Genomic DNA, 24,851 nt, shown 5'->3' with positions numbered 1-24,851 from the left:
CGAGCCTATTTCATCAGTACCAGCTCTTCCGCCATGCTCGGGTGCAGCGCCACGGTCTGGTCGAAATCGTCCTTGGTCAGGCCCGCCTTGACCGCCACTGCCGCCGCCTGAAGGATTTCGGGGGCGTCGGGGCCGATCATGTGGAGGCCGAGGACTTTGCCGGAGTTCGGCTCGCAGATCATCTTGTAGAGCGCGCGTTCGTTGCGGTTCGCCAGCACATTCTTCATCGCGCGGAAGTCGGAGGTATAGACCTTCACCGCCCCGAATTTCTGCTTGGCCTCGCTCTCGGTCATGCCGACGCCGGCGATGGGCGGGTGGCTGAATACGGCCGAGGGGATGCAGCCATAGTCGACAATGGTCGGCTTGTTGCCGAACACGGTGTCGGCAAACGCCTGTCCCTCGCGGATCGCGATGGGGGTGAGCTGGACGCGGTTGGTGACGTCGCCGACGGCGTAGATAGACTCGACGCTCGACTTGTTGTCCGCGCCGACCACGATCGCGCCCTTGGCATCCAGCTCGACCCCGGCTTCGGCGAGGCCCAGGCCATCGGTATTGGGGACGCGGCCCGTGGCGAAGAGGACGCAGTCGACCTCCATATCGTCATGGTTGGTCATGCTGACCTTGAGGGTGCCATCGGCCTGCTTCTCGATCCCGCGAAATTCGGCGTGGAAGCGGAAGTCGATGCCCTTGGTCATCGAAATCTGCAGCAGCCGGTCGCGGATCTGTTCGTCATAGCCGCGCAGGATCACATCGCTGCGGTTGATCAGCGTCACCTTGCTGCCGAATTCGTTGAAGATGCCGGCAAATTCATTGGCGATATAGCCCGCGCCCGCGATCAGCACGCGCCTGGGCAGCGCGTCGAGGTGGAACACCTCGTTCGAGGTAATGCCATGTTCGTGGCCGGGGCAGGCGGGGACCAGCGGGCGCGCGCCGACCGCGATCAGGATCTTGGCCGCAGTGATCGTGCGGCCGCTCGCCAGCGTGACCGCGTTCGGGCCGGAGACGGTGGCGCGTTCGTGGACGATCTCGACCCCGTGGCTGTCGAGCGTGTTGGTGTAGGCGCCGTTCAGCCGGTCGACTTCGGACAGGACATTGTCGCGCAGCACCGCCCAGTCGAAGTCGCAATCGGGCACGTTCCAGCCAAAGCGGCGCGCGTCCTTCAGATCCTCGGCGAAATGCGCGCCATAGACGAGCAGCTTCTTGGGCACGCAGCCGCGGATGACGCAGGTGCCGCCGACGCGATATTCCTCGGCGATCGCGACCTTTGCGCCGTGCGCGGCGGCGACGCGGGAGGCGCGGACGCCGCCGGAGCCTGCACCGATGACGAAGAGGTCGTAGTCGTAATCGGGCATTGGGGGCTCCTGTTGGGTCGTCGGAGCGGGGAGATAGGGGCAAGGGGCGGGATTGCCAACGGAGGAGCGGCTTCGAAGCGGACAGTTGGCTAACGACCCCATTGCGGACGTTGGGGGATGGGCTACGCTGTTCGCATGGCTGACAAAGATCTGACTTATCTTAACGGCGCATATCGGCTACATCGGCCCGAGGACGTGGTCCGCTTCACTGCTCTAGCAGCTGAAGCATTTCCGCAGTTCGCTGACAGGATTGTATGTTTCGGTGCTGATTGGCTGGGCCGCCAATTCGCTACAGATCAAGGTCGCGTGGTTGGAGGGGAGCCGCAGGTCCTCATGCTCGAACCGGGCACCGGAGAGGCTCTGGAGATACCCGTAAACCGTGGGGCCTTCCATTCCGAGGAGTTAGTGGACGAGCCTGACGCGGCAGCGGCCTACACGTTCTTCGAGCAGTGGCTCGCGGCTGGCGGAGTGCGCCCCGAGTACGAGCAATGCATCGGATACAAGCGCCCGCTCTACCTTGGCGGGTCAGACGACGTTTCCAACCTCGAAGCCTGCGACTTTGGTGTCTACTGGTCCATGGCTGCACAGATGCTGGCTCAGGTTCGAGGGTTACCGGTCGGAACGCCGATCTCGAACGTATCCATCACCGATTAGCGCACGACCGCTTTCCACCCAATTGCAGACGCCTACCGCTTCCGCACAAACTCCGCCCTCAGCACCAGGCCCTTGATCCCGTCGAACTTGCAGTCGATTTCCTGTGGGTCGCCGGTCAGGCGGATCGATTTGATCAGGGTGCCGCGTTTGAGGGTCTGGCCTGCGCCTTTGACGGTCAAATCCTTGATCAACGTGACCTGATCGCCGTCGGCGAGCAAATTGCCGACCGAGTCGCGGACTTCGACCGCATCCTCCGCCGGAGCCGCAGCCACTTGCGAGGCGGGGACCCATTCGCCGCTGGCCTCGTCATAGACGTATTCGTCGTCGCTCATGCGAAGGCTCTCCGGATCAGGTCGTCGGTGGAGGGGTCGAACGCCTGCCCGCCGCGCTCGGCGGCCTTGGCCATTTCCTTGCCGAGTTCGACGCCGAACTGGTCGAACGGGTTGATGCCGAGCAGTGCGGCGCTGACGAAAATGCGGTGTTCGTAGAAGGCGATCAGCGCGCCCAAGGTGCGCGGGTCGAGTTCGTCGAGCAGGAGCGTCATCGACGGGCGGTCGCCGGCATAGGCGCGGGCGGGGTCGTCATTGGCGCGGCCGGCCATCAGCGCCGCACCCTGTGCGAAGCAGTTGAGCAGGAGCGCGCGGTGGTGATCCTCGGCCAGCGTGTCGCCGCCCTCGATCACCGCCAGGAATTCGAGCGGGATCAGGTGCGTGCCCTGATGCAGCAGCTGAAACACCGCGTGCTGCGCGTCGGTGCCGACGCCGCCCCAGGTGATCGGCGCGGTGGCGCGGCCGACGGGCTGGCCGTCCGCCGTCACCGACTTGCCGTTCGATTCCATCTCGAGCTGCTGGAGGTAGCTTGGGAGCAGGCGCAGGCGTTCGTCATAGGCGAAGACGCCGCGCGTCTGGGCGCCGCGATTCTGGGTATAGTAGAGGTCGGCGAAGGCGGCGAGGACGGGTGCGTTGCTGCGCAGATCGGTCAGGCGGAAATGGCGGTCCATCTCGGCCGCGCCGTCGAGCATCGCTTCGAACGCATCCCAGCCGAGCGCGATCGCGGCGGGGAAGCCGATCGACGACCATAGCGAATAGCGCCCCCCGACCGATTCGGCGAAGGGCAGGATGCGCGTTTCGTCGACGCCCCATTCGACCGCCTTGTCCGGCGCGGCGGTGAGCGCGATCACGCGGCCATAGGGATCCTCGACCCCATGTTCGCGCATCCAGTCGAGCGCGCTGGTGGCGTTGAGCAGGGTTTCGGTGGTGGTGAAGGTCTTCGACGCGACCGCGATCAGCGTGGCGTGCGGGTCGAAGCTGTCGATCGCCTCCTCCAGCGCGCAGCCGTCGATGTTCGAGACGATGGCGACGTCATAGCGGTCCATGTCACGGCCGAGCGCGTCGATCAGCAGCTCCGGGCCGAGCGCGGAGCCGCCGATGCCGATGTGCAGGATGTGGCGGACGGGGCCGAGCGCTTCGGCCTCGATCGCGTCGATCAGGCCGCGCATGCGGGCGTGATAGGCGGCGGCACGCGCGACGCTGTCTTCGCTGCCCTCACCGCGTTCGGCGGTGTGCTCGGCGGCGCGGCCCTCGGTCACGTTGACCGGATCGCCCGCAAACAGCGCGTCGCGCTTGGCGGTAAGGTCGGTCGCCTTGGCAAGCGCGGTGAAGGCGTCGAGCGCTTGGCCGTCGAGATGCGTTTTCGAAAAGTCGAAATGGATGCCCGCGACATCGGTGGTGAGCGATGCCAGGCGGTTGGGATCGCCCGCGAACAGGTCCTTGAGCGGGGTGCGCGGCAGCGATTCGATCGCGCTCCAGTCGGGGGTCGCCATGTGCCTGTCTCCTTTTGGGTCGCGGCGCGTGTAGCGTGATGGGTGGGGGAGTGAAAGCGGTGCGCTTCTGTTTTGGTGCTTCGGCGTTGCCGAAGCGCGGCACCGGCCCGCTCCCCCACCCGGCCACCCATCAGAATACACTGGAGTGGGTGGCCGGGTGGGGGAGCGGGCCGGTGCCGCAAACTAAACAAAGGCGCCTTGACGATGCCACACACCCAAAGCACAGCAGCATCATGGACGATTCCGCCACGGCGCAGACCGCCGCCCCCGCCGAGACCCTCAAGCCGCGCTCCGAGCTGCGGGATACGATCAGCTTTCTGGTGAAGCTGGTGATCCTGGTGATCATCGTACGCAGTTTCGTGTTCGCGCCGTTCAGCATCCCGTCGGGGTCGATGCTCCCGCGCCTGTTGGTCGGCGACTATCTGTTCATCACCAAATGGAATTACGGCTATTCCAAGCATTCGCTTCCCTGGAGCCTGCCGCTGATTCCGGGGCGCGTGTTCGCCAAGGACCCGGCGCGCGGCGATGTGGTGGTGTTCAAGGCGCCGCCCGACGCCCGGACCGACTGGATCAAGCGTGTGATCGGCGTGCCCGGCGATACGGTGCAGATGCGGAACGGCCAGCTGATCCTGAACGGGCAGGCGATCCCCAAACAGCGCGTGGCGGACTTTGTCCTGCCGATGACGCCGAACGCGGATTGCGATGCGCCGACGATCGAAATGGCGGCGGACGGCACGCCGGTGTGCCGCATTGCGCGCTATCGCGAGACGCTGCCGGGCGGGAAGAGCTATGATGTGCTCGACGCCGGGCAGAGCGATGGCGACAATACCGATATCTTCACCGTGCCGGCCGGCCATGTCTTCCTGATGGGGGACAATCGCGACAATTCGAGCGACAGCCGGTTCGAGCCGCTGATGGTCGATGGCGAGAACAAGCGCGGCATCCGCTTTGTCCCGATGGAGAATATCCAGGGCAAGGCGGTGGTCAGCTTCTGGTCGACCGATGGCAGTGCCAGCTGGGTGCTGCCATGGACCTGGTTCAGCGCAGCGCGCTTCGAGCGGATCGGGGAAGGCTTTTGAGTGACGATTTGCCCGGCTGGCTGGCCGGGGTGCTGGGCCATGCGCCGGACGATCTGGCGGTTTATCGCCGTGCGCTGACGCATGGCAGCCAGGGTGCGGACAATTACGAGCGGCTGGAATTTCTGGGCGACCGCGTGCTCGGGCTGACGCTGGCCGAATGGCTGTATGCGCGCTTTCCGGGCGAGCCGGAGGGGAAATTGTCGCGGCGGTTCAACGCGCTGGTGACCGGACAGATGTGCGCCGAGGTCGCGCGCGAGATCGGCGTGCCGCGCCATCTGAAGCTCGGCAAGCAGGCGCGCGACGATGGCGCGTCGGACAGCGACAATGTGCTGGGCGATGTGATGGAGGCGCTGATCGGCGCGACGTTCCTCGACCAGGGGTTCGACGCGGCGCGCGCGCTGGTGCGGCAGCTGTGGGACAGCCGGATCGACAATCAGTCGGCGGCGCCCAAACATCCCAAGTCCGCGCTGCAGGAATGGGCAGCGGCGAACAACCGCCGCGCGCCCGACTATCTGCTGGTCGAACGCTCGGGACCGGGCCATGCGCCGCGCTTTCGCGTGAAGGCGGAGATCGCCAAGCTGGCCGAGGCCGAAGGAACGGGATCGAGCAAGCAGGAAGCCGAGACCGCAGCGGCGGCGGCGTTGCTGGCGGTACTGCAGAAATAGGCCAGACAAGGTGGTCACCCCGGACTTGTTCCGGGGTCGACGGTGCAGCACATCCGGCGGCTGAGGCGCTTGCTGATCCGCTGTGCTATATCATTGAGTGATGCGCCGGCGGATGGGTGGACCCCGGCACAAGGCCGGGGTGACGTTGGTTTTTTGGACGGAGTGGTTTTGGATATCGAAGCACAGAAATGCGGCCTGATCGCCGTGGTCGGCGCGCCCAATGCGGGCAAGTCGACTTTGGTGAACGCGCTGGTCGGGCAGAAGGTGGCGATTGTCAGCCCCAAGGCGCAGACGACGCGCGCGCGGCTGATGGGCATCGCGATTGCCGATGATACTCAACTGCTGCTGGTCGATACGCCGGGGATTTTCGATCCGGCGCGGCGGCTGGACCGCGCGATGGTCGCCGCCGCCTGGGAAGGGTCGCAGGGCGCGGACCTGATCGCTTTGGTGGTCGATGGCAAGGGCGGGATCGGGCCGAAGGTGCGCAGCGTCGTCGCGGGGCTGAAGGATCGGCGCGAGCGCAAGATCCTGATCCTCAACAAGGTCGACATCGCCGACAAGCCGCGCCTGCTGGGCCATGCCGCGAGCCTGAATGAGCTGGCGGAGTTCGAGGACACGTTCTTCGTGTCGGCGACGACCGGCGATGGCGTGGCGGAGCTGAAGGCGGAGCTCGCCAAGCGGATGCCGGAGGGGCCGTGGCACTTCCCGGCGGATCAGGTGTCGGACGCGACCGACCGGATGCTGGCATCAGAAATCACGCGCGAGCAGCTCTATCACCTGCTCCACGCCGAACTGCCCTATGCGACGGCGATCGAGACCGAGCGCTACACCGAAAAGCCCGACGGGTCGGTCGAGATCTACCAGCAGATTCTGGTCGAGCGGCCGACACAGCGCGCGATCGTGCTGGGGCAGGGCGGGTCCAAGATCAAGGAAATCGGGTCGCGCGCGCGGGCCGAGCTGATGGAGTTGCTGGGGGTCAAGGTCCAGCTGTTCCTGCATGTGAAGGTACGGCCGGGCTGGGAAGAGGATCGGTCGCTGTACCGTGAGATCGGGCTGGACTGGGTCGATTAGCTATTCAATCCTCCCCCGCCAGGGGGAGGTGGCGCCGAAGGCGACGGAGGGGGAGGACGGCTGTGCCCTATCGCCTCTCGTCCAATCCCTTCCGCCCCCTCCGTCAGCTGCGCTGACACCTCCCCCTTGCGGGGGAGGATTGTTCTGGTCAGCCGAGCAGCGAGTTCACCCATTCAGGCACCAGCGTTCCGGCGGGGCCGAGGCGCGATTCCGCGAACCACGCGCTGCCCTCCGACCGATCCAGATTGAGTTCGAGCGTGTCGGCGCCGTGATAGCGCGCGGTGCGGACGAAGCCGGCGGCGGGATAGACCGCGCCCGATGTGCCGATCGACACGAACAGGTCGGCGCGGGCGAGCGCGGCGTCGATCACCTCCATGTGATAGGGCATCTCGCCGAAGAACACGATGTCGGGGCGCAGTGCCGGGGCGTCGCACGACGGGCAGGAGGTGCCGGGCGGGAGCGGGTCGGGCCATTCGCTCTGAATGCCGCACAGCGCGCACAGGGCGGATTTCAGCTCGCCATGCATATGCAGCATGCGTTTCGATCCGGCGCGCTCGTGCAGATCATCGACATTCTGGGTGACCAGCAGCAGCTCGCCGGGCCATTGCGCGTCGAGTCGGGCGAGCGCGTGGTGCGCGGCGTTGGGTTCGACCTTGGCCAGATTGGCGCGGCGTTCGTCGTAGAAGCGGTGGACCAGATCGGGGTCGTGCGCGAGCGCCTGCGGCGTGCAGACATCCTCGACGCGATGCCCCTCCCACAGCCCGCCGGGGCCGCGAAAGGTGGCGACGCCGGATTCGGCGGAGATGCCTGCGCCGGTGAGGATCACGATGTTGCGGGGGTGGGTCATGAGGTGAGCCTATCACTCCCCTCCCGCTTGCGGGAGGGGGCGGGGGCGTCCAACATCCGTTTGCCCTGAGCTTGTCGAAGGGCGGTTCCAAACACCTGTTGCGCTTCGGCCCTTCGACAGGCTCAGGGCAAACGGGCGTTTGGTCCGGTGTGGACAGGCCCTCCCCTAGCCCCTCCCGCGAGCGGGAGGGGGATAAGAAGAGGAGGCTTCAGTCATCCTCGTCTTCATAGCCCGAGAGCTCCAGCGCCCTCGCCTTGATCTGGTGCTGGCGGCACCAGTGGACCAGTGCGTCTTCGCGGCCGTGGGTGACCCAGACTTCCTTGGGCGCGATTTCGCGCAGGGTCGTGGTGAGTTCGTCCCAGTCAGCATGGTCGGAGAGGATCAGCGGGAGTTCGACATTGCGTTGGCGGGCGCGCTGGCGGACGGTCATCCAGCCGCTGGCCATCGCGGTGACGGGGTCGGGCAAGCGGCGTGACCAGCGGTCGTTGAGCGCGCCGGGCGGGGCGAGGATGATGCGGCCCTGTAGCTCCTTCTTTGCGACGCCGGTGGCGGGGCGCAGCTCGCCGAGGGCGACGCCATGGTCGATATACAGGTCGCACAAGCGCTGCAGCGCGCCATGGATGTAGATCGGGTCGTCGAAGCCCATGCCGCGCAGTTCGGCGATCACCCGCTGTGCCTTGCCCAGCGCATAGGCGCCGACGAGCACGCAGCGTTCCGGTTCGGCGCGCAGGGCGGCGAGGAGCTTGTCGATCTCGTCGGTCGTCTCGGGATGGCGGAAGACCGGGAGGCCGAAGGTCGCCTCCGTCACGAACACATCGCATTTGACCGGGCGAAAGGGTTCGCAGGTGGGATCAGGGCGGCGCTTGTAATCGCCCGAGACGACGATGCGCTCGCCGCGATGGTCCAGCACGATCTGCGCCGAGCCGAGGACATGGCCGGCGGGGACGAAGCCGATCTCGACGTCACCCATGCGCACGGTTTCGCCATAGCCGACCGGGTGCGCGGTCTGGGGGCCGTAGCGCGCGTCCATGATCGCGAGCGTTTCGGGGGTCGCCCACACCGCGCCATGCCCGCCGCGTGCGTGATCGGCATGGCCGTGGGTGACGAAGGCGCGGGCCTTGGGTTGCGCGGGGTCGATCCAGATGTCCGGGCCGGGGACATGGATGCCTTCGGGATGCGGAGTGATCCAGTCGCCCAACGCCATGGAAGCGATATGCGCGAGGGGGCCGCTCGGTTCCAGCCGGATCAATCGCGGACCGCTTTCGTTGAGGCGGCAGCGAAGGAGATGATGACATGGTGGACAGCGGCGGCGGCCTGTGGGGCGTGATGACGATCCTGGGCCCGATCATTCTGGCGGCGGTGATCCTGTGGGCGATCTTCAACAACCGCACGAGCAAGCGCGAGGAACAGCGCACCGAGGATGCGACGCGCAAGATGTATGACGCGCAGAATGAAGAGGATACGCGACGCGAGCCGTAAGCCTGCGCTAAGACGCGACGCGTGAGCGACCTTCCCGCGCCCTTGACCGACTGGTTCGCCGCGCGCGGATGGACGCCGCGGCGGCATCAGTTGGAGATGCTCGAGGCCGGGCGGGCGGGGAAGCACGCGCTGCTGGTTGCGGCGACCGGGGCGGGCAAGACGCTGGCGGGGTTTCTGCCGACGCTGACCGAACTGATCGAAGCGCCGACCGAGGGACTGCACACGCTGTATATCTCGCCGTTGAAGGCGCTGGCGGTGGATGTGCAGCGCAATTTGCTGACCCCGATCGACGAGATGGGGCTGAACATCCGCGTCGAGACGCGCACCGGCGATACGTCGCATGAGAAGAAGGTGCGCCAGCGCGCGCGGCCGCCGCAGATCCTGCTGACCACACCCGAATCGCTCAGCCTGTTGCTGTCCTATGAGGACAGTTTCCGGATGTTCGCGGGGCTGAAGACGGTCGTGGTGGACGAGGTTCATGCCTTCGCGACGGCCAAGCGCGGCGACCTGTTGGCGCTCGCGCTCGCGCGGTTGCAGGTGATCGCGCCGGAGATGCGGCGCGTGGCGCTGTCGGCGACAGTGGCGGACCCCGATGGCTATCGCGCCTGGCTCGCCCCGCATGGCGACATCGACAGCGTCGAGCTGGTGGTGGGGGAGAAGGGGGCGGACCCCGATATCGCGATCCTGTTGCCGGAAGGGCGCGTGCCGTGGTCGGGGCATAGCGGCATCTATGCGATCCCGCAGGTGATGGCGGAGATCGAGACGCACAAGACCACCATCGTCTTCTGCAACACGCGCGGGCTGTGCGAGCTGGTGTTCCAGAATCTGTGGAAGGCGAACGACCTGCAGCTGCCGATCGGGGTGCATCACGGCAGTTTGAGCCTGGAGGCGCGGCGCAAGGCCGAGCAGGCGATGGCGGATGGCAAGCTGCGCGCGTTGGTCGCAACCGCCAGCCTCGATCTGGGGGTCGATTGGGGCGATGTCGATTGCGTGATCCAGATGGGGGCGCCAAAGGGATCGTCGCGCCTGTTGCAGCGGATCGGGCGCGCCAATCACCGGCTGGACGAGTCGAGCGAGGCGGTGCTCGTGCCGGGCAACCGCTTCGAATATCTGGAGGCGCGCGCGGCGCTCGATGCGGTCGAGGCGGGCGAGCTGGACAATGACATCTTCCGCGCCGGTGCGCTCGACGTGCTCGCGCAGCATGTGATGGGCGTCGCGTGCGCCGCGCCGTTCGAGGCCGGGGCGTTGCTGCGCGAGGTGCAGGGCGCGCTGCCCTATTCGGCGCTGGATGCCGAGACGTTCGACCGGGTGCTGAACTTCATCGCCGATGGCGGCTATGCGCTGCGGGCGTACGACAAGTTCAAGCGGCTGACGCGCACGCCCGACGGGCTGTGGCGCGTGACCAAGCCCGCCTTTGTTGCGCAGCACCGGTTGAACGCCGGGATCATCGTCGAATCGCCGATGCTGGACGTGCGGTTCAAGAATGGGCGGCGGCTGGGCAAGGTCGAGGAGAATTTCGGGTCGCAGCTTTCGCCCGGCGACAGCTTCTTCTTCGCGGGAATGGCGGTCGAGGTCGAGCGGGTCGAGCTGACCGATGTGATCGTGCGCGCGACCGCGAAACCGGCGCGGATCGTGTCGTACACCGGCCTGCGCCTGTCGATCAGCTCGACACTGGCCGAGCGGGTGCGGCGGTTCCTCGCCGATCCGACCGAGTGGGCGCGCTTCCCCGACGATGTGCGTGAATGGCTGGAGGTGCAGCAGCGCCGCTCGCAATTGCCCGCGCCGGGGCGGCTGCTGGTCGAGACCTTCCCGCATGAGGGGCGGCATCACATGGTGGTGTACAGTTTCGAGGGGTGGAATGCGCACCAGTCGCTCGGCATGCTGGTGACGCGGCGGATGGAGGCGATGGGGCTCAAGCCGATCGGGTTCGTCGCGAACGACTATGCGCTGGCGGTCTATGGGCTGGAGAAGATCGAAGATCCCGCGGCGCTGTTCTCGCCGGACATCCTTGAGGATGAGTTCGTCGACTGGGTGCAGGGGTCGGCGTTGCTCAAGCGCGCATTTCGCGAAGTGGCGATTATCGGCGGACTGGTCGAGCGGCAGCAGCCGGGGAAGAAGAAGACCGGGCGGCAGGTCACGTTTTCGACCGACCTGATCTATGACGTGCTGCGCAAATATGAGCCGGATCATCTGCTGCTCAAGGCGGCCTGGGCCGATGCGCGGGCGCGGATGACCGATGTCGGACGACTCGCGCATCTGCTCGATACCGCGGCGGAGCAGATGGTGCATGTCGACCTCGATCGCGTCAGCCCGATGGCGGTGCCGGTGCTGATCATGATCGGGCGCGAGACCGTGGCGCAGGGCGCGGCGGAGGACGCGATGCTGATCGAGGCCGAGGTGCTGGCGGTCGAGGCGATGCGGGTGGATTGATCGGAATCCGCTTTCGACCGATGGCAATTGCTGCGCAGCATCGGGGGGTGTAGGATCGCGCCATGCGGTCGCTCTTCCTCATGCCGCTTTTTGCAGCCTTTGGCGCGCAACCCGCGCCCGATGAGCTGTTGCCTCCACCCGCGGCGGCCGAGACAGGGGGCGAGACGGTTGCGCTGGGGACGCTCGCGACGCGCATGACCGTTCCGGTGTCGATCGGCGGCGCGGCATCGCAGCCCTTCGTGATCGATACCGGGGCCGAGCGATCGGTCGTGTCGCGCCAATTGGCGGAGCGATTGCGGCTGGCCGCCGGCCCGCAGGTGCGGCTGACGACCATGACCGGCAGCGCACAGGTGCAGACGGTGGTGGTCCCGTCGCTGTCGGTCGGCCCGGTGCGCGACGTACAGGCGTTCAACGCCCCGGCGCTGGAGGCGGGGCATCTTGGTGCCCAGGGGCTGCTGGGCGTCGAGCAGCTGCGCAACCATATGGTGGCGATCGATTTCGACCGACGGGAGATGGCGGTGCGCCCATCGCGCGGGACGTCTCGCGCGCGGAGCGTTGCGCGCGACGCGGATGAGATCGTGGTCATCGCGCGCAACCGCATGGGCCAGCTGATCGTCACGGAGGCGCAGCTAGAAGGGCATCGCGTGACCGTGGTGCTCGACACCGGGTCGCAGGTCAGCATGGGCAATCTGGCGTTGCAGCGCCGGTTGCGGCGGACCGCGCTGAAAGGGCCGATCGAGCTGTCGAGCGTGACCGGGGAAAAGCTGACGGTCAATTATCACATTGCCGGGCGGGTCCAGATTGGCGGGGTGGTGATGCGCGGCCTGCCGGTGGCCTTTGCCGATGTGCCGCCCTTTGCGCATTTCGGGCTGGCGGACGAACCGGCACTGATGCTCGGGATGGATGCGCTGCGCGCGTTCCGTCGGGTCGAGATCGATTTTCCCGCGCGCCGCGTGCGCTTTCTGATGCCGCGCAGTGATACGCCGCCGACCGGCTCGCGGATCGGTTGACGCGCCGCGCCGGGGGCGCGATAGCGGGGGCATGGTTCCCTTTTCGTTCGCCGGTCATGATCTGCGCGCGCTGCCTGAGGCGGCGCTGTTCTGGCCGGCGCGGCGCGCGCTGATCGTCGCCGACCTGCATTTCGAAAAAGCCAGCTGGTTCGCGCGCTGGGGGCAGCTGCTTCCGCCCTATGACAGTCTGGCAACGCTGGATGCGCTGGCGGCGCTGGTCGCGCGGACGCAGGCGCGCGAGCTTTGGTGCCTGGGCGACAGCTTCCATGATTCGGCCGGGTGCGAACGCTTGCCGGAGGCGGCGCGGACGCGGTTGCGCGCGCTGACCGACGCGCTGGACTGGACGTGGATCACCGGCAATCACGATGCGGCGCTCGCCGAACAGGCGGCGATTGACCATTGCGGCGGGCGCGTGATGATCGAGGCGGAGGTCGATGGCCTGTTGCTGCGGCATGAAGCCGAGCCGGGCGAGGTGCGGCCCGAATTGTCGGGGCATTTTCACCCCAAGCTGCGCATCCGCGCGCGCGGCCGGGCGGTGGCGCGGCGCTGTTTCGTGGCGAGCGGGACCAAGCTGATCCTCCCGGCCTTCGGCGCGCTGACCGGCGGGCTGGACGTCGATCACCCGGAGATCGTGCGCGCAGTGGGGCGCGGCGCACAAGCGCTGGTGGCGCTGGAGGACCGGCTGCTGCGCTTTCCGATTGCGGCGTGAGTTGCTGCGTTAAACTGCCCAACAGAGTTTGCCCTGAGCTTGTCGAAGGGCGGTATTCTGAACCGATCGAGTTCAGGACTCGTGCTTCGACAAACTCAGCACAAACGGAGGTGAGGCGATCTCGGATCGGTGCGCGCCGCGCCGTTGTTCAGGACGTTACTTCCGCCGTTCGGTCTTGCCGGTGCAGCTCGCCGGGCCGGGGCCGCTGATCAGGCAGGCGGCGTCGCCGGTGACGCGGACGGCGCCGGTGCCCAACGTCGCGATCTGTGCGGTGTAGCGGGCGGTGAAGCGGCTGTCCCCGGCGCTTTGCGACTGGATGATCAGGTCGTTGACGCGCATGCCCGTAGCGTCGATCGATCCCGCGCCATAGCTGCCGAAGCGGGCGGTGCGGGTCATGCCGCCCTTGATCCGAACCGCGCCGGTGCCGGTCAGCGTGACCGCGAGCTGGTCCGCGTCGAGCTGTGCGATGTTGAGCGACCCCGCGCCATTGACGCCCAGATCGACGCGCTGGCCGCCCATCCGGTCGACCTCGACCGATCCGCCGCCATTGATATTGATCCCGCGCAGCCCGCGCGCGCCGACCGTGATGGCCACCGCGCCGCTGGTCTCGCTCCACCCCTCGAACGTCTGGTTGCGCGGGCCGATCACCAGCTGACCGCCCATGTTGCGGACGCTGACCCGGTCGAGCGCACGGCGGTCGCCGGTGATCACCGCCCTCGGCGGCTGGCCATCGATCACCTTGACGAGGAAGGGGCCGTCGACGCGCAGCCGTTCAAAGCCGGTGAGCATGACGCTGTTGCTCTCCGCCGCCTGCGGAACGGGTGCCGCGCCGATAGCGAGAAGCGGTACAAGGATCAGAAGGCTGCGCATCGGACGGGCATCGCACCGATGCCCCGCCCGTTGCAAGCATAGTCGCTCAGCTACACCGCGCGTCGCCCGAGCCCATCTTGCTGACCGAGCATTTCGCGCCGCCGGTCAGCTCGACATCGCCCGATCCGATCAGCGAGATATCCGCCGGGCCGCTGACCTGCGCCCGGACATTGCCCGAGCCGGCGATCGAGATGTCGGCCTTCGCCGATTTGAGGCCGGTTGCGGTGACATTGCCCGAACCGGCGATCGAGATATCGAGCGCGGTGCTGGTGCCGCCCGACACGGTCATGTCGCCCGAGCCGGCGATCGCCAGATCGGCCTTGCCCCCCGCCAGCGCGGCGATGGTCATGTTGCCGGAGCCCGCGATGGCGCCGTCGAAATCGCCCTTGGCCTGGTCGATCATCATGTCGCCCGACCCGGCGATGTCGGCGCTGGCGAGCGCGGGCAGGGTCACGATGATCTTCGCGCCCTTGTCGCCGCCCCAGTTCCAGTCGCCATCCTTGCGCCCGATGCGCAGCGTGTTGCCGTCCTTGCGGATTTCGAGCCGGTCGAGCAGCGCGCTGTCGCCCTCTGCCGTGACGGCGAAGGCGCCGGTGCGCACCTCGACATCGTCGGCGCCGCGCAGCGACACGCCGGTGAAGTCGGCAACCTGGAAGCTGCGTGTCGCGCCCTGGCCGCTCGGCTGGACGATATCGCCGCTCATGCCATTGGCGAAGTTGCAAGCCGACAGCGACAGCGCGGCGGTGGCGACAAGTGCGATGCGGAAGCGGTTCATCGGGTCTCTCCCATGTGTATTGTTTCGATAATACACGTCCGACATATCGCATGCAAATGAAAAGGGCGGCCCCGCAGGACCGCCCCCTTCGTCAACGGATCGGCGTCGCCCAATCAGGCGGTCGCCTTATCCTTGTTGTAGATCGCGGCCGAGGCGCGCAGGATTTCGAGCAGCTTTTCGAGCGCGGCCTTTTCGTCGAGCTGTTCCATCGCGGCGAGTTCGCGCGCGAGGCGCGAGGCGGCAGCTTCGAAGATCTGGCGTTCGGAATAGCTCTGTTCGGGCTGGTCGTCGGCGCGGAACAGGTCGCGGACCACTTCGGCGATCGACACCAGGTCGCCCGAATTGATCTTCGCTTCATATTCCTGGGCGCGGCGCGACCACATGGTGCGCTTGACCTTGGGCTTGCCCTTGAGCGTATCGAGCGCCTCACGCAGCGTCTTGTCGCTCGACAGCTTGCGCATGCCGACGCTTTCCGCCTTGTTGGTCGGAACGCGCAGGGTCATTTTCTCTTTTTCGAAGCGGAGCACATACAGCTCAAGCTGCATGCCCGCGATTTCCTGCTTCTGGAGTTCGATCACACGGCCAACGCCGTGCTTGGGGTATACGACATAATCGCCGACATCGAAGGACAGCGCCTTGGCAGCCATGTGCGGGAAGCCTTTCTTTTGAACTCACGCCCCTGAAGGGATTGCTTCACAGGCCCGGTGCGGTTACCGGGCGGGTGAAGCCGGTTCGGGGCAAATCTACAACGGTCTCCAGTACCGAAACGCGATTCCTCGCGTCCGACGCGGTGTTTAACACAGATGCAATAAAATTACCACACCGGAATCCATTGGGATTACGAGGGTGGGGGAGCGGCGGCCCGGTGCCGCAGCCGACCGTCGGCTCGGCTCAAACAATAATTCAGTCGCCCTTGCCGGGTTCGGGCGAGAAGTATTTTTCGTACTTGCCCTCTTCGCCCTTGTGCGCGTCGGCGTCTTCGGGGGTCTGGCCCGCGTTGCGCGTGACGTTGGGCCATTGCGCGGAGAAGGTGTTGTTGAGCTCGAGCCACTGCTCCAGCCCGCTCTCGGTGTCGGGCAGGATCGCCTCGGCCGGGCATTCGGGCTCGCACACGCCGCAATCGATGCATTCGCTGGGGTTGATGACGAGCATATTCTCGCCCTCATAGAAGCAGTCGACCGGGCAGACCTCGACGCAGTCCATATATTTGCAGCGGATGCAGGCGTCGGTGACGACATAGGTCATGGCAGGTTCGGCCCCTCATGCGCCCCTGGCGGGCGGTGTTCCATCGCCTTCTGCTATGCAAGCCGCTCGGCAAGGTCAATCTAGACGCGCTTTATGCGATCCATTCTCAATCTTGTGCGGGCACGGCACCCGGGCTGAGTTCGGTATAGCAACCCTGTGCCTCGGCCGGCGGACCGCGCCGGTGCGGCAGCGCCTCGATCCGCACCACGCGGACCCGCCCGCCATGGGTGACAAAGGCGAGGACGTTGCCGGGGCGGACTGGCAGATGCGCGCGTTCGACCCGGCGGCCATCGATGCGGAAATGGCCGGATTCGGCGAGCGCGCGCGCGAAATTGCGCGAGGCGGAGATACGCGACCACCACAAAAAGCGGTCGAGCCGCATCGCGTCAGCCATCGATCAGGTCCGCAAGCGCGGCAAAGGCATTGTCGCGCGGGGCGGGTTTGGGTTTGGCGAGCGGCGTCAGCCCCTTCCACACCCAGCGCTGCGGCTGGCCCTCGCGCCCGCGCAACGCCTGAAAGCCGAGCTGCGCCATCAGCCGCGCGAGCGTGTCGGCGGTCAGCCCCATCGAAGTGGCGAGCGCCGCATCCGGCGCGAACGGTGCGCGACCCTTGCGCGCATCATGCGCGGCGCGGGCGATGCGCTCGGCCAGATCGATGCGCACCGCCTGTTGCCCGAGCGGGCGATAGCCATGGTCGAGCGACGCGCCGGGTGCGGCGCGGGGCAGGACGCTGGCGCCCTCCGTCGGCCCCTCGCCAAGGCCGAGCAGCGCACGGCGCGCGGCGGCGGCGCGCGGCTTGAGCAGGCCGGGCATGAACAGGTCGAGCGTGCCGATCACCAGCCCCGCCTTGCGCAATCGCTTGCGATCATCGGCGTCGAGCGCCTCCACCAGCGCGCCGGCGGCGCGGCGCGGCATGAGGCCGCCGGCCTGAGCCAGCTGACCGGCGAGCGCGCGCACGCGGCTGCCCGCTGTCGCGTCGCGGCTCAATGCGTCGAGCGCGGCGAGATCGGGCAGTTCGGCCGCGATCCGCGCCTCGAGCCAGGCGGCGATGCGCGCGCGGACGGTGTTGCGCGCTGGCGGGTCGAGGCTGTCGAGCGTGCGGCACAGGCGCAGCGTGGGACGCAGCGGGTTGGCGGTGGCGTCGAGATGCGCGACGCGCGCGCCGCGCCAATGCACCTCCGCACCGACCCGCATCAGCGCGTCATCGGGCGCTTGCGCCAGGTCGGCGGCGCGGCGGCGCAGTTCGGGGGCGAGGCCTTTTTCGGCGGCGGCGAGCAGCATGCGCTTGTCCCCCGCGCGCGCATCGGGCGATACCGCAAAGTGAAAGCCGCTGAGCTGGCCGAGCACATGGTTCTCGACCGTCACCTCACCCTCCGGCCCGATCACGACGGGCAGATGCGATGCGTCCGCACCGATCTGGCGCAGCAGAACGGTGGTGCGCTTGTCGACGAAGCGCTGGGTCAGGCTGGCGTGCAGCGCATCCGAGAGCTTTTCCTCCAGCGCGCGGGTGCGGTCGGCCCAGTGCGCGGGATCCTCCAGCCAGTCGGCGCGATGGGCGATATAGGCCCAGCTGCGCGCGGCGGCGATGCGCCCGGCGATGCTTTCGACATCGCCGTCGACGCGGTCGAGCCGGGCAATTTCCTCGGCGAACCAGATGTGCGGGATATGCCCGCGCCCCTCGCTCAGATGGCGGAACATGCGCGACACGAATCGGGCATGCGGGTCGAGGCCGAGCTTGCGGAAATCGGGCAGGCCGCATGCCGCCCACAGCCGCGCGACGGCACGCGGCGAGCGGACGCGCTCGCGCACCCAATCCTCGTCGGCGAGGCGCTTGAGCACCATCAGGTCGGTCGCCTCGGGCGCGGCGCGCAGCATGGGGAGGTCGGGCTTTGCCTCCAGGCTGGCGATCAGCGCGTCGATGCTGGTGAGGTCCGGCTCGCCCTCGCGCCAGTAGAGATGTTCGAGCGGGGGGACGCGATGCCCTTCGATCGCTGCAATTTCCTCCGGCGTGAATGCGCCCGGTCCTTCCTCGACCAGGGCGCCGAAAGTGCCGTCGCGCTGGTGGCGCCCGGCACGTCCTGCAATCTGCGCCATTTCGGCGATGGTCAGGCGGCGCTGGCGGCGGCCGTCGAACTTGTTGAGGCTGGCAAAGGCGACGTGGCGCACGTCGAGGTTGAGGCCCATGCCAATCGCATCGGTGGCGACGAGATAATCGACCTCGCCCGCCTGGAACATCGCGACCTGCGCGTTGCGGGTGCGGGGGGACAGCGCGCCCATCACCACCGCCGCGCCACCGCGCAACCGCCGCAGCGCCTCGGCCACGGCATAGACTTCCTCCGCGCTGAACGCGACGATGGCGGAGCGTTTGGGCAGGCGCGAGAGCTTTTTCGCGCCGGCATAGGACAGCGTGGAGAAGCGCGGGCGAGTGATGATCTCCGCATCCGGCACGAGTTTGCGCAGCACCGGGCGCAGGCTGTCCGATCCCAGGATCATCGTTTCGTCGCGGCCGCGCGCGCGCAGGATGCGGTCGGTGAAGACATGGCCGCGTTCGGGATCGGCGCCGAGTTGGCCTTCGTCCAAAGCGACGAACGACACTTCGCGGTCCAGCGGCATCGATTCCGCCGTGCACAGGAACCAGCGTGCGCCGGGGGGGACGATGCGCTCCTCCCCGGTGACCAGGGCGACTTCCTTCGGCCCCTTGAGCGCGACGAACCGGTCATAGACTTCGCGCGCCAGCAGCCGCAGCGGGAAGCCGATAATGCCGCTGGAATGCGCCGCCATCCGCTCGATCGCGAGGTGCGTCTTGCCGGTATTGGTCGGGCCGAGCACCGCAGTGACCGGGCTGTTCGGGGAACGCGCCATTACCGAACAAGATTGCCCCGAGTCGGGGGCAGCGCAACCCATGACGCGCGGGTTTCCCTAGCGTTTTCGGTTAACAACACGCCCCGTCCCCGCACCGGCACGATTCGCCGCAAGACCATCGCGACTCCGGCCTGCTTAATTTGACATTAGCATCTGCTATCCACAACCGTTCGGGCCGGTGCCGGGGGAACGGCAATTCGTTCAAACGATTGTGACTGGGGGCAGCGCGCCTTGTTTCTGCGCAGCGAACATGGACCGGAACAAGCGGGCGGCGCGGCGGCATTGTCGTTCGGGCGCGGCGTCGACGTGCGCAAGCCGGGCATGGTCGAGCGATTCCGCGAACGCTATCCCGATTTCGAACTGATCCCCGATCTGGGATCGCGCATCGGCAGCCCCGAATGGTTTCGCGGTGCCGCGACCTGCGCTGGCCTGTGCGCCTTTGTCTATCTGCTCTCGCCCGGCTTCGAACGCCCGATTTTCGGCGGTGTGCCGTCGGCCCATGCCGCCAGCGCCGACCTGATGCGCGCCCAGTCGATCGCGCCGCTCGACAAGGGCGGGGTGACCGGCACGAAGCTCGCCGCCAGTCGGCTGGTGACGCTGCTGACCGACACGCCCGAACGGCCGATCATCCAGCACAGCGTAACCCTGGGGTCGGGCAGCGGGTTGCAGGCTGCGCTGGCCCGCGCCGGGGTCGGCGCGAGCGAGGCGGCGAGCGCCGCCAACCTGATCGGCGATGCGATGGCGCTGGGCGACTTGAAGTCGGGTACCCAGCTTGACCTGACGCTCGGCCGGCGGGTCGACAAGTCCGCGCCGCGCCCGCTGGAAAAGCTGGCGTTCCGTGCGCGCTTCGACCTCAGCCTCGAGCTCGTGCGCACGCCCACTGGACTTGCGCTCAACGAAATTCCGATCGCGGTCGATCATACGCCACTGCGCATTCGTGGCCGGGTCGGGGAAAGCCTGTACCGCTCGGCCCGCGCCGCCGGAGCGCCGTCGCGCGCGGTCGAGGCCTATATCCGCTCGATCGCCACGCGCGTGCCGATCGGCCGGGTCGGATCGGACGCAGAGTTCGACATCATCGTGGAACAGGCACGCGCCGCGACTGGCGAGGTGCAGCTGGGCAACCTGCTCTATGCCGGTCTGAATGGCGGCGGCTCGGGCAAGGTGCAGCTGGTCCGCTGGGAAGACGGCGGCAAAGTCAGCTGGTTCGACGGTCGCGGCACGGGCGAGCGCAAGGGCACGATGGCAATGCCGGCATCGGGCCGGATCAGCTCGGGCTTCGGGCTGCGCCGCCATCCGGTGCTGCGCTTCACCCGGATGCACAAGGGGCTGGATATCGCCGCACCGCATGGCGCGCCGATCCGCGCGGCCAATGACGGGGTGGTGGCATTTGCCGGGCGCAATGGCGGCTATGGCAATTTCGTGCGGCTGAACCATAGCGGCGGCATGGGCACCGGCTATGGCCATATGAGCCGGATCGCGGTGCGCGGCGGCCAGCGGGTCAGCCGGGGACAGGTGATCGGCTATGTCGGGTCGACCGGCATTTCGACCGGGCCGCACCTCCATTACGAACTCTATCGCAACGGCGTGGCGATCAACCCGCGTTCGGTCAGCTTCTCGGTCGTCCAGCAATTGGGCGGCAATGATCTGCGCGCGTTCAAGTCGAAGCTGGCGCAGCTGCTCGCGGTGCCGGTCGGCGGCACGCGGGGCAAGCCCGCCAAGACCGACGAAGCGGAGTGATTGGCCGCCGCGCGCTGATTGCCGGGGCGGCGTTTGCGTGCGCGGCGCCTGCATATGCCAAACGCCGCGCGGAACTCTGGAAATTCGATTCGCTCAAGCGCATCGGCGGGCTGACGCCGCGCATCATCGGCGCGCCGCAGCTGATCGACAGCCCGTTGGGCAAGGCAATGCTGTTCGACGGGGTGAGCGATCAGCTGCTGATTCCGCGCCATCCGCTCGCAGGTACGCCGCGCTTTACGTTCGAGGCGCTGTTTCGCCCCGATGGCGGCGCGTTCGAACAGCGCTGGTTCCATCTGGAGAGCGGCGACGGCTCGGCCGCGACCGCGAAGGACGGACAGCGGATGCTGTTCGAAATCCGCACGGAAGGGGGCGAGTGGTGGCTCGACACCTTCCTGCTCGGGCCCGGCTATCGCGCGCCGTTGATCGACGCGACCAAGCGCTGGCCGGTCGGGCGCTGGCACCATGTCGCGCAAAGCTATGACGGGCGGGTCTATCGCGCCTTCGTCAACGGGGTGGAGCAGGCGCGCGCCGAGCTGGCCTTTGTGCCGCAGGCGCCGGGTGTGGCGTCGGTGGGGATGCGGATGAATGCGGTTAACCCGTTCAACGGCGCGGTGCGCAGCGCGGCGTTTACTCGGGGGGTGGCGCTTGAGCCGCGCGACTACGTCCTGAAAATCCCCAACCCCCGTTTGCCCTGAGCTTGTCGAAGGGCCGCTAGCGCAGGCTGCGGTGCTTCGACAAGCTCAGCACAAACGGACTTAGGGTTGCGCCAGCCACAGTCTACCGCCCCTGCGCGCGCCAACGACGAATGGTGCGGTCGAGCATCTGTTCCTCGCCGCCCATGTGCCGCCACAGTTCGGAGAAGAGCGGGTCGCCCGATGCCGGGCGCTTGTTTTCCTCCAGCGCATCGAACGCGACGCGGACCGGGGTGGCGACGCCTTCGCCGACCATGATGCATTCGCGGTTGCGCAGCGCAGGGATGGCGTCGAGGAAGCCGCGTGCGCCTTCGGGCATGGCGGCGCGCACGAACGCCTGGTCGCGGTCGTTGTTGAGGCGCATCGAAATGATCGTGCCGCATTGCGACAGCACGCCTTCGGCCAGGTCCGACGGGCGCTGGGTGATCAGGCCCAGCGACACGCCATATTTACGGCCTTCCTTGGCGATGCGGCTGAGGATGCGGCCGACCGACGATCCGTCGGCGTTGCGCTCATTGGGGACGTAGCGGTGCGCCTCTTCGCATACCAGCAGGATCGGGCGTTGCGCCTCGCCGCGCGACCAGATCGCATAGTCGAATACCATGCGGCTGAGCACCGCGACGACGACGCTGGTGATCTCGCTGGGCACGCCCGACACGTCGATGATCGAGATCGGCTTGCCGTCGCCGGGCAGGCGGAAGATGCGGCTGATAAAGCTCGCCATCGTGTCCGACACCAGCATGCCGCTGAACATGAAGGTGTAGCGCGGGTCGGCCTTGATCTCGTCGATCTTGCCCTTGAGGCGCAGATAGGGGGCGGTGTCGGTCGCCTTGTCCATCTTGCCCATTTCGAGCTGAAGGATCTGCGTGAGGTCCGACAGCAGATAGGGGATCGGCGCATCGACGGTCAGCTTGCCGAATTCGGCGGCGAGCCGGTTCTTCTGCTTGGCCATCAGGATACAGCGCGCGAGGATGTCGGCATCGACCTGCCGGTCGGAACCCTCGGTGGTCAGGAACACCTCGCAATGTTCCTCGAAGTTCATCAGCCAGTACGGCATGGCCAGGTTCGACACGTCGTACAGCGCGCCATTGGTCTTGAACGCCGCCGAATATTCGCCGTGGGGATCGATCATCACGACATGGCCCTGCGGCGCGAGCTCGCAGATGCGGTGGAGGATCAGCGCGGCGGCGGTCGATTTGCCGGTGCCGGTCGATCCCAGCAGCGCGAAATGCTTGCCCAGCATCGCATCGATATAGAGCGCGGCGCGGATATCCTTGGTCGGATAGACATTGCCGACCTCGATATGCGCGCGGTCGTCGGCGGCGTAGATTTGCTTCAGGTCGGCGGTCGAGACCGGGAAGACCGGGGTGCCGGGCACGGGATAACGGGTGACGCCGCGACGGAAGCTGTAGAGCTTGCCGGTCAGCTTTTCCTCGTCGCCCTCACCCAGAAAATCTACCTGCGCGATCACCGCGCCGCTATGGTCGTCGAGGCGCAGGGTGCGGACATTGGCGATCAGCCAGCTGCTGCCCACACGCAGCTTGATCTGGCTGCCGACCGTTCCCGCACCGGCAATCGCCGGATCGGCACTGGTGGCGAGCGTTTCGAGCGCGGCCATGTCGAACACCACCTCACTCGACGCGCCGCCGATCGCCGACACCGCGCCGATGCCATGTGCCGTCGCGGCACCGGATGGCCCGCTGGCCTCACTGGCCGGACGGATGCGGTCGAATCGCTGGCCGCCCATGTCTTCACTCATCACGCGCAGCTGCTCCCCCTGCAAAACACGGTGTTTCTACTGAAGGGGGGTAAAGAAGTGGTTGGTGCGCCGGTGCCACACCAACCAAAAGCTCAGAATCTGCGGAAGATCGCACCCGCAGCCCAGCCGAAGCCGATCGACAGCAGCACGGCGGCGATGCCGTAAAGAACGGCATGGTGATCGGCCGCGCGCGCAACCCAGCGCTCAAAGCCCGATTTGCGGATGTCGATCTCGCGCACCGCAGCGGCAAGGACGCGACCGTCGCGGATCAGAAAGGTTTCGGCGGTGAAGCGCCCTACCGGCACGCGCGCCGGAATCTGGATGCGCCCGCGATAGAGGACATTGTCGGTGATCTCGACCGTGCCCGGCGCTTCGTAATAGAGGCCCGCGCGGCGCTTCAGATCGACCAGGCCAGCATCGAAGCGCGACTGGACCGCCGGGGCCGCGCCCGATGCCGGGGAGAGCTGAAGGCTGTCGAGCCCGAGTTCGTAGATGGCGCGGGTGCGCGCATCGACGATCCGGTCGATCGGGCGCGACGAGGCAATGGCGTAGAAGGACGGGGCCGAGCGGTAGCGGGTGCGGTCGGCATTGACCCAGATGCCCGCGACCCGCTGCTTTTCGCGCACCAGCACCGATTCGGTCGGTCCCTTGACCACCACCACGATGTCGGTGGGCGGGTCGCCGGGGCGCGGGGCGGTGTTGCCCGGCTGAACGATCGCGCCGAACAGCAGCAGCTCTGCGCCGGTAAAGGAGTAGATGATCTCGATCTCGCGCTGTGACACGTCGGGGACCAGGATCGGCTTGGCCTGACCCAGCAGCAGCGGCGCGGCAAGTGCGAGGAGGAGGGCCGGGAGTCTCACCCCAGTTCCACCGAGTAGATTTCGTCGGGCTGCCAGGCCAGGCCAAGCACGATGCGCAATGCGACGAGCAGCACCATCGCACCAAGGGCGAGGCGCAGATATTCGGGCCGTGCGCGGGCGGCAAAGCGGGCACCGAGCTGCGCGCCGACCACCGAACCCAACAGCAGCAACGCGGCGAGCACGATATCGACCGCCTTGGTCGTCACCGAATGGACCAGCGTTGCCGCCGCGCTGACGAACAGGATCTGGAACAGCGACGTGCCGACCACCACCTGTGCCGGCATACCGAGCAGATAGAGCATCGCCGGGATCAGGATGAACCCGCCGCCAACGCCCAGCAGCATCGTCAAAATGCCGGTGGCAAAGCCGAGCAGCAACGGCGCGAGCGGCGAGATGTACAGCCCCGAGCGGTAGAAGCGCCAGCGCAGCGGGAGCGCGGCGACCATCGGGTGATGCCGCCGCCGTCGCGCGCGCGTCGCTACGCCGGTCCGCGCCGAGCGGATCGCACCCAGCGATTCGGACAGCATCAGCCAGCCGATCGACCCGAGCATCACGACATACAGCAGCGCGATCACCGTATCGATCTGTCCGCTCGCCTGAAGCAGGCGGAACAGCAGTGCGCCTGCGCCCGAGCCGAGCACGCCGCCGCCGATCAGCACCCATGCCATGTGCAGGTCGACGCCGTTGCGACGGAAATGCGCGAACACGCCCGACACGCTCGCGCCGGTGACCTGGCTGGCTGCCGATGCTGCGGCGACGGTCGGGGGAATGCCATAGACGATCAGCAACGGGGTGGTCAGGAAACCGCCGCCCACCCCGAACATGCCCGACAACATCCCGACGCCAAGCCCCAGCAACACGATGACCAGCGCGTTGACCGACAGACTTGCGATGGGAAGGTAAAGGTCCATGAGGATGTTCTGCCTAGCCCCTC

Annotated in this window: 24 protein-coding genes; 10 read left to right on the top strand and 14 right to left on the bottom strand. The window is 67.1% G+C overall.

Translation table 11 applies throughout. The features are described 5' to 3' along the window. Nucleotides 1–5 precede the first annotated feature (5 nt). Complete coding sequence (gene gorA, locus ACRYLO_RS14640; RefSeq protein WP_482660832.1) at nt 6–1,352, bottom strand: glutathione-disulfide reductase; 1,347 nt, start codon at nt 1,350–1,352, stop codon at nt 6–8. Nucleotides 1,353–1,487: 135 nt separating this feature from the next. Between gorA and ACRYLO_RS14635 the strand changes: the two genes are divergently transcribed. Further along, on the top strand, nt 1,488–2,006 hold the full coding sequence (locus ACRYLO_RS14635) for a T6SS immunity protein Tdi1 domain-containing protein (protein WP_482660831.1): 519 nt from the start codon (nt 1,488–1,490) through the stop codon (nt 2,004–2,006). Between the two features lie 32 nt (nt 2,007–2,038). Here the strand turns inward: ACRYLO_RS14635 and ACRYLO_RS14630 are convergent, their stop codons facing one another. Together ACRYLO_RS14630 and pgi are read right to left on the bottom strand one after the other, a co-directional pair. Next, nucleotides 2,039–2,338, bottom strand: coding sequence for an alkylphosphonate utilization protein (locus tag ACRYLO_RS14630; protein WP_224921727.1), 300 nt, complete (start codon nt 2,336–2,338; stop codon nt 2,039–2,041). Continuing rightward, complete coding sequence (gene pgi / locus ACRYLO_RS14625; RefSeq protein WP_482660830.1) at nt 2,335–3,828, bottom strand: glucose-6-phosphate isomerase; 1,494 nt, start codon at nt 3,826–3,828, stop codon at nt 2,335–2,337. Before pgi ends, ACRYLO_RS14630 begins: the two co-directional genes overlap by 4 nt. 233 nt (nt 3,829–4,061) lie before the next feature. Between pgi and lepB the strand changes: the two genes are divergently transcribed. The 3 genes from lepB to era all read left to right on the top strand — a co-directional run bounded on the left by lepB (nt 4,062) and on the right by era (nt 6,643). Beyond that, a complete protein-coding gene (gene lepB / locus ACRYLO_RS14620; RefSeq protein ID WP_482660829.1) occupies nt 4,062–4,907 on the top strand; it encodes a signal peptidase I in 846 nt (281 codons plus the stop codon). Beyond that, nucleotides 4,856–5,572: a ribonuclease III gene (gene rnc / locus ACRYLO_RS14615; protein WP_482660828.1), complete on the top strand. Its 717-nt coding sequence runs from the start codon at nt 4,856–4,858 to the stop codon at nt 5,570–5,572. Before lepB ends, rnc begins: the two co-directional genes overlap by 52 nt. 174 nt (nt 5,573–5,746) lie before the next feature. Next, nucleotides 5,747–6,643 (top strand): GTPase Era, encoded by an 897-nt coding sequence (gene era / locus ACRYLO_RS14610; RefSeq protein ID WP_412103468.1) that lies wholly within the window; start codon nt 5,747–5,749, stop codon nt 6,641–6,643. Between the two features lie 148 nt (nt 6,644–6,791). Here era and ACRYLO_RS14605 read toward each other — a convergent pair whose 3' ends face one another. After that, nucleotides 6,792–7,490, bottom strand: coding sequence for an NAD-dependent deacylase (locus ACRYLO_RS14605; RefSeq protein WP_482660827.1), 699 nt, complete (start codon nt 7,488–7,490; stop codon nt 6,792–6,794). Nucleotides 7,491–7,698: 208 nt separating this feature from the next. Continuing rightward, entirely contained in the window at nt 7,699–8,694 is a 996-nt protein-coding gene (locus ACRYLO_RS14600; RefSeq protein WP_482660826.1) for a ligase-associated DNA damage response exonuclease, read from the bottom strand. Between the two features lie 89 nt (nt 8,695–8,783). Here ACRYLO_RS14600 and ACRYLO_RS14595 point away from each other — a divergent pair, with 89 nt between their 5' ends. The 4 genes from ACRYLO_RS14595 (at nt 8,784) to pdeM (ending at nt 13,118) form a co-directional block, all read left to right on the top strand. Then, nucleotides 8,784–8,969, top strand: a complete 186-nt coding sequence (locus ACRYLO_RS14595) for a hypothetical protein (protein ID WP_482660825.1) — start codon at nt 8,784–8,786, stop codon at nt 8,967–8,969. A 21-nt stretch (nt 8,970–8,990) separates the two neighbouring features. Continuing rightward, nucleotides 8,991–11,399, top strand: coding sequence for a ligase-associated DNA damage response DEXH box helicase (locus ACRYLO_RS14590; RefSeq protein ID WP_482660824.1), 2,409 nt, complete (start codon nt 8,991–8,993; stop codon nt 11,397–11,399). Nucleotides 11,400–11,461: 62 nt separating this feature from the next. Next, nucleotides 11,462–12,409, top strand: a complete 948-nt coding sequence (locus ACRYLO_RS14585) for an aspartyl protease family protein (protein ID WP_482660823.1) — start codon at nt 11,462–11,464, stop codon at nt 12,407–12,409. 31 nt (nt 12,410–12,440) lie between these two features. Further along, nucleotides 12,441–13,118, top strand: coding sequence for a ligase-associated DNA damage response endonuclease PdeM (gene pdeM / locus ACRYLO_RS14580; RefSeq protein ID WP_482660822.1), 678 nt, complete (start codon nt 12,441–12,443; stop codon nt 13,116–13,118). 156 nt (nt 13,119–13,274) lie between these two features. On the opposite strand, the gene ACRYLO_RS14575 is transcribed toward pdeM, so the two are convergent. From ACRYLO_RS14575 to ACRYLO_RS14550, 6 genes are all read right to left on the bottom strand, one after another. Further along, nucleotides 13,275–13,988 (bottom strand): GIN domain-containing protein, encoded by a 714-nt coding sequence (locus ACRYLO_RS14575; RefSeq protein ID WP_482660821.1) that lies wholly within the window; start codon nt 13,986–13,988, stop codon nt 13,275–13,277. 46 nt (nt 13,989–14,034) lie between these two features. Continuing rightward, nucleotides 14,035–14,763, bottom strand: a complete 729-nt coding sequence (locus ACRYLO_RS14570; protein WP_482660820.1) for a head GIN domain-containing protein — start codon at nt 14,761–14,763, stop codon at nt 14,035–14,037. Nucleotides 14,764–14,876: 113 nt separating this feature from the next. After that, entirely contained in the window at nt 14,877–15,410 is a 534-nt protein-coding gene (locus ACRYLO_RS14565) for a CarD family transcriptional regulator (RefSeq protein ID WP_482660819.1), read from the bottom strand. A 256-nt stretch (nt 15,411–15,666) separates the two neighbouring features. After that, entirely contained in the window at nt 15,667–16,008 is a 342-nt protein-coding gene (gene fdxA, locus ACRYLO_RS14560) for a ferredoxin FdxA (protein WP_257843706.1), read from the bottom strand. Nucleotides 16,009–16,114: 106 nt separating this feature from the next. Then, nucleotides 16,115–16,402 (bottom strand): S4 domain-containing protein, encoded by a 288-nt coding sequence (locus ACRYLO_RS14555; RefSeq protein WP_482660818.1) that lies wholly within the window; start codon nt 16,400–16,402, stop codon nt 16,115–16,117. Next, nucleotides 16,395–18,869 (bottom strand): helicase-related protein, encoded by a 2,475-nt coding sequence (locus tag ACRYLO_RS14550; protein ID WP_482660817.1) that lies wholly within the window; start codon nt 18,867–18,869, stop codon nt 16,395–16,397. The genes ACRYLO_RS14555 and ACRYLO_RS14550 overlap by 8 nt, the downstream gene beginning before the upstream one ends. Before the next feature lie 231 nt (nt 18,870–19,100). Between ACRYLO_RS14550 and ACRYLO_RS14545 the strand changes: the two genes are divergently transcribed. Together ACRYLO_RS14545 and ACRYLO_RS14540 are read left to right on the top strand one after the other, a co-directional pair. Beyond that, complete coding sequence (locus ACRYLO_RS14545; RefSeq protein WP_482660816.1) at nt 19,101–20,606, top strand: peptidoglycan DD-metalloendopeptidase family protein; 1,506 nt, start codon at nt 19,101–19,103, stop codon at nt 20,604–20,606. Next, complete coding sequence (locus ACRYLO_RS14540) at nt 20,603–21,301, top strand: LamG domain-containing protein (RefSeq protein ID WP_482660815.1); 699 nt, start codon at nt 20,603–20,605, stop codon at nt 21,299–21,301. The genes ACRYLO_RS14545 and ACRYLO_RS14540 overlap by 4 nt, the downstream gene beginning before the upstream one ends. Nucleotides 21,302–21,383: 82 nt before the next feature. Here the strand turns inward: ACRYLO_RS14540 and ACRYLO_RS14535 are convergent, their stop codons facing one another. From ACRYLO_RS14535 to ACRYLO_RS14525, 3 genes are all read right to left on the bottom strand, one after another. Further along, the gene (locus ACRYLO_RS14535) at nt 21,384–23,057 is read right to left on the bottom strand and encodes an ATP-binding protein (RefSeq protein WP_482660814.1); all 1,674 of its coding nucleotides are present in this window, start codon (nt 23,055–23,057) and stop codon (nt 21,384–21,386) included. 92 nt (nt 23,058–23,149) lie between these two features. Next, a complete protein-coding gene (locus ACRYLO_RS14530; RefSeq protein ID WP_482660813.1) occupies nt 23,150–23,917 on the bottom strand; it encodes a TIGR02186 family protein in 768 nt (255 codons plus the stop codon). Further along, nucleotides 23,914–24,828: a sulfite exporter TauE/SafE family protein gene (locus ACRYLO_RS14525; RefSeq protein WP_482660812.1), complete on the bottom strand. Its 915-nt coding sequence runs from the start codon at nt 24,826–24,828 to the stop codon at nt 23,914–23,916. The genes ACRYLO_RS14530 and ACRYLO_RS14525 overlap by 4 nt, the downstream gene beginning before the upstream one ends. Nucleotides 24,829–24,851: the final 23 nt, after the last annotated feature.

The sequence above is a fragment of the Sphingomonas sp. SDUR79 genome (genome assembly GCF_056821745.1).
Note: the sequence above shows the minus strand (reverse complement) of the source record. Positions and strands in the feature narration are given on the sequence as shown.

What these genes read in the sequence shown, in the direction of transcription:
- pdeM (WP_482660822.1), top strand. Translation starts at nt 12,441, where the DNA reads ATGGTTCCCTTTTCGTTCGCCGGTCATGATCTGCGCGCGCTGCCTGAG.
- fdxA (WP_257843706.1), bottom strand. Translation starts at nt 16,008, where the DNA reads ATGACCTATGTCGTCACCGACGCCTGCATCCGCTGCAAATATATGGAC.
- ACRYLO_RS14535 (WP_482660814.1), bottom strand. Translation starts at nt 23,057, where the DNA reads ATGAGTGAAGACATGGGCGGCCAGCGATTCGACCGCATCCGTCCGGCC.
- ACRYLO_RS14600 (WP_482660826.1), bottom strand. Translation starts at nt 8,694, where the DNA reads ATGGCGTTGGGCGACTGGATCACTCCGCATCCCGAAGGCATCCATGTC.
- ACRYLO_RS14630 (WP_224921727.1), bottom strand. Translation starts at nt 2,338, where the DNA reads ATGAGCGACGACGAATACGTCTATGACGAGGCCAGCGGCGAATGGGTC.
- rnc (WP_482660828.1), top strand. Translation starts at nt 4,856, where the DNA reads ATGGACCTGGTTCAGCGCAGCGCGCTTCGAGCGGATCGGGGAAGGCTT.
- ACRYLO_RS14605 (WP_482660827.1), bottom strand. Translation starts at nt 7,490, where the DNA reads ATGACCCACCCCCGCAACATCGTGATCCTCACCGGCGCAGGCATCTCC.
- ACRYLO_RS14635 (WP_482660831.1), top strand. Translation starts at nt 1,488, where the DNA reads ATGGCTGACAAAGATCTGACTTATCTTAACGGCGCATATCGGCTACAT.
- ACRYLO_RS14565 (WP_482660819.1), bottom strand. Translation starts at nt 15,410, where the DNA reads ATGGCTGCCAAGGCGCTGTCCTTCGATGTCGGCGATTATGTCGTATAC.
- ACRYLO_RS14525 (WP_482660812.1), bottom strand. Translation starts at nt 24,828, where the DNA reads ATGGACCTTTACCTTCCCATCGCAAGTCTGTCGGTCAACGCGCTGGTC.
- gorA (WP_482660832.1), bottom strand. Translation starts at nt 1,352, where the DNA reads ATGCCCGATTACGACTACGACCTCTTCGTCATCGGTGCAGGCTCCGGC.
- ACRYLO_RS14550 (WP_482660817.1), bottom strand. Translation starts at nt 18,869, where the DNA reads ATGGCGCGTTCCCCGAACAGCCCGGTCACTGCGGTGCTCGGCCCGACC.
- ACRYLO_RS14575 (WP_482660821.1), bottom strand. Translation starts at nt 13,988, where the DNA reads ATGCGCAGCCTTCTGATCCTTGTACCGCTTCTCGCTATCGGCGCGGCA.
- lepB (WP_482660829.1), top strand. Translation starts at nt 4,062, where the DNA reads ATGGACGATTCCGCCACGGCGCAGACCGCCGCCCCCGCCGAGACCCTC.
- ACRYLO_RS14585 (WP_482660823.1), top strand. Translation starts at nt 11,462, where the DNA reads ATGCGGTCGCTCTTCCTCATGCCGCTTTTTGCAGCCTTTGGCGCGCAA.
- ACRYLO_RS14555 (WP_482660818.1), bottom strand. Translation starts at nt 16,402, where the DNA reads ATGGCTGACGCGATGCGGCTCGACCGCTTTTTGTGGTGGTCGCGTATC.
- ACRYLO_RS14595 (WP_482660825.1), top strand. Translation starts at nt 8,784, where the DNA reads ATGGTGGACAGCGGCGGCGGCCTGTGGGGCGTGATGACGATCCTGGGC.
- pgi (WP_482660830.1), bottom strand. Translation starts at nt 3,828, where the DNA reads ATGGCGACCCCCGACTGGAGCGCGATCGAATCGCTGCCGCGCACCCCG.
- ACRYLO_RS14570 (WP_482660820.1), bottom strand. Translation starts at nt 14,763, where the DNA reads ATGAACCGCTTCCGCATCGCACTTGTCGCCACCGCCGCGCTGTCGCTG.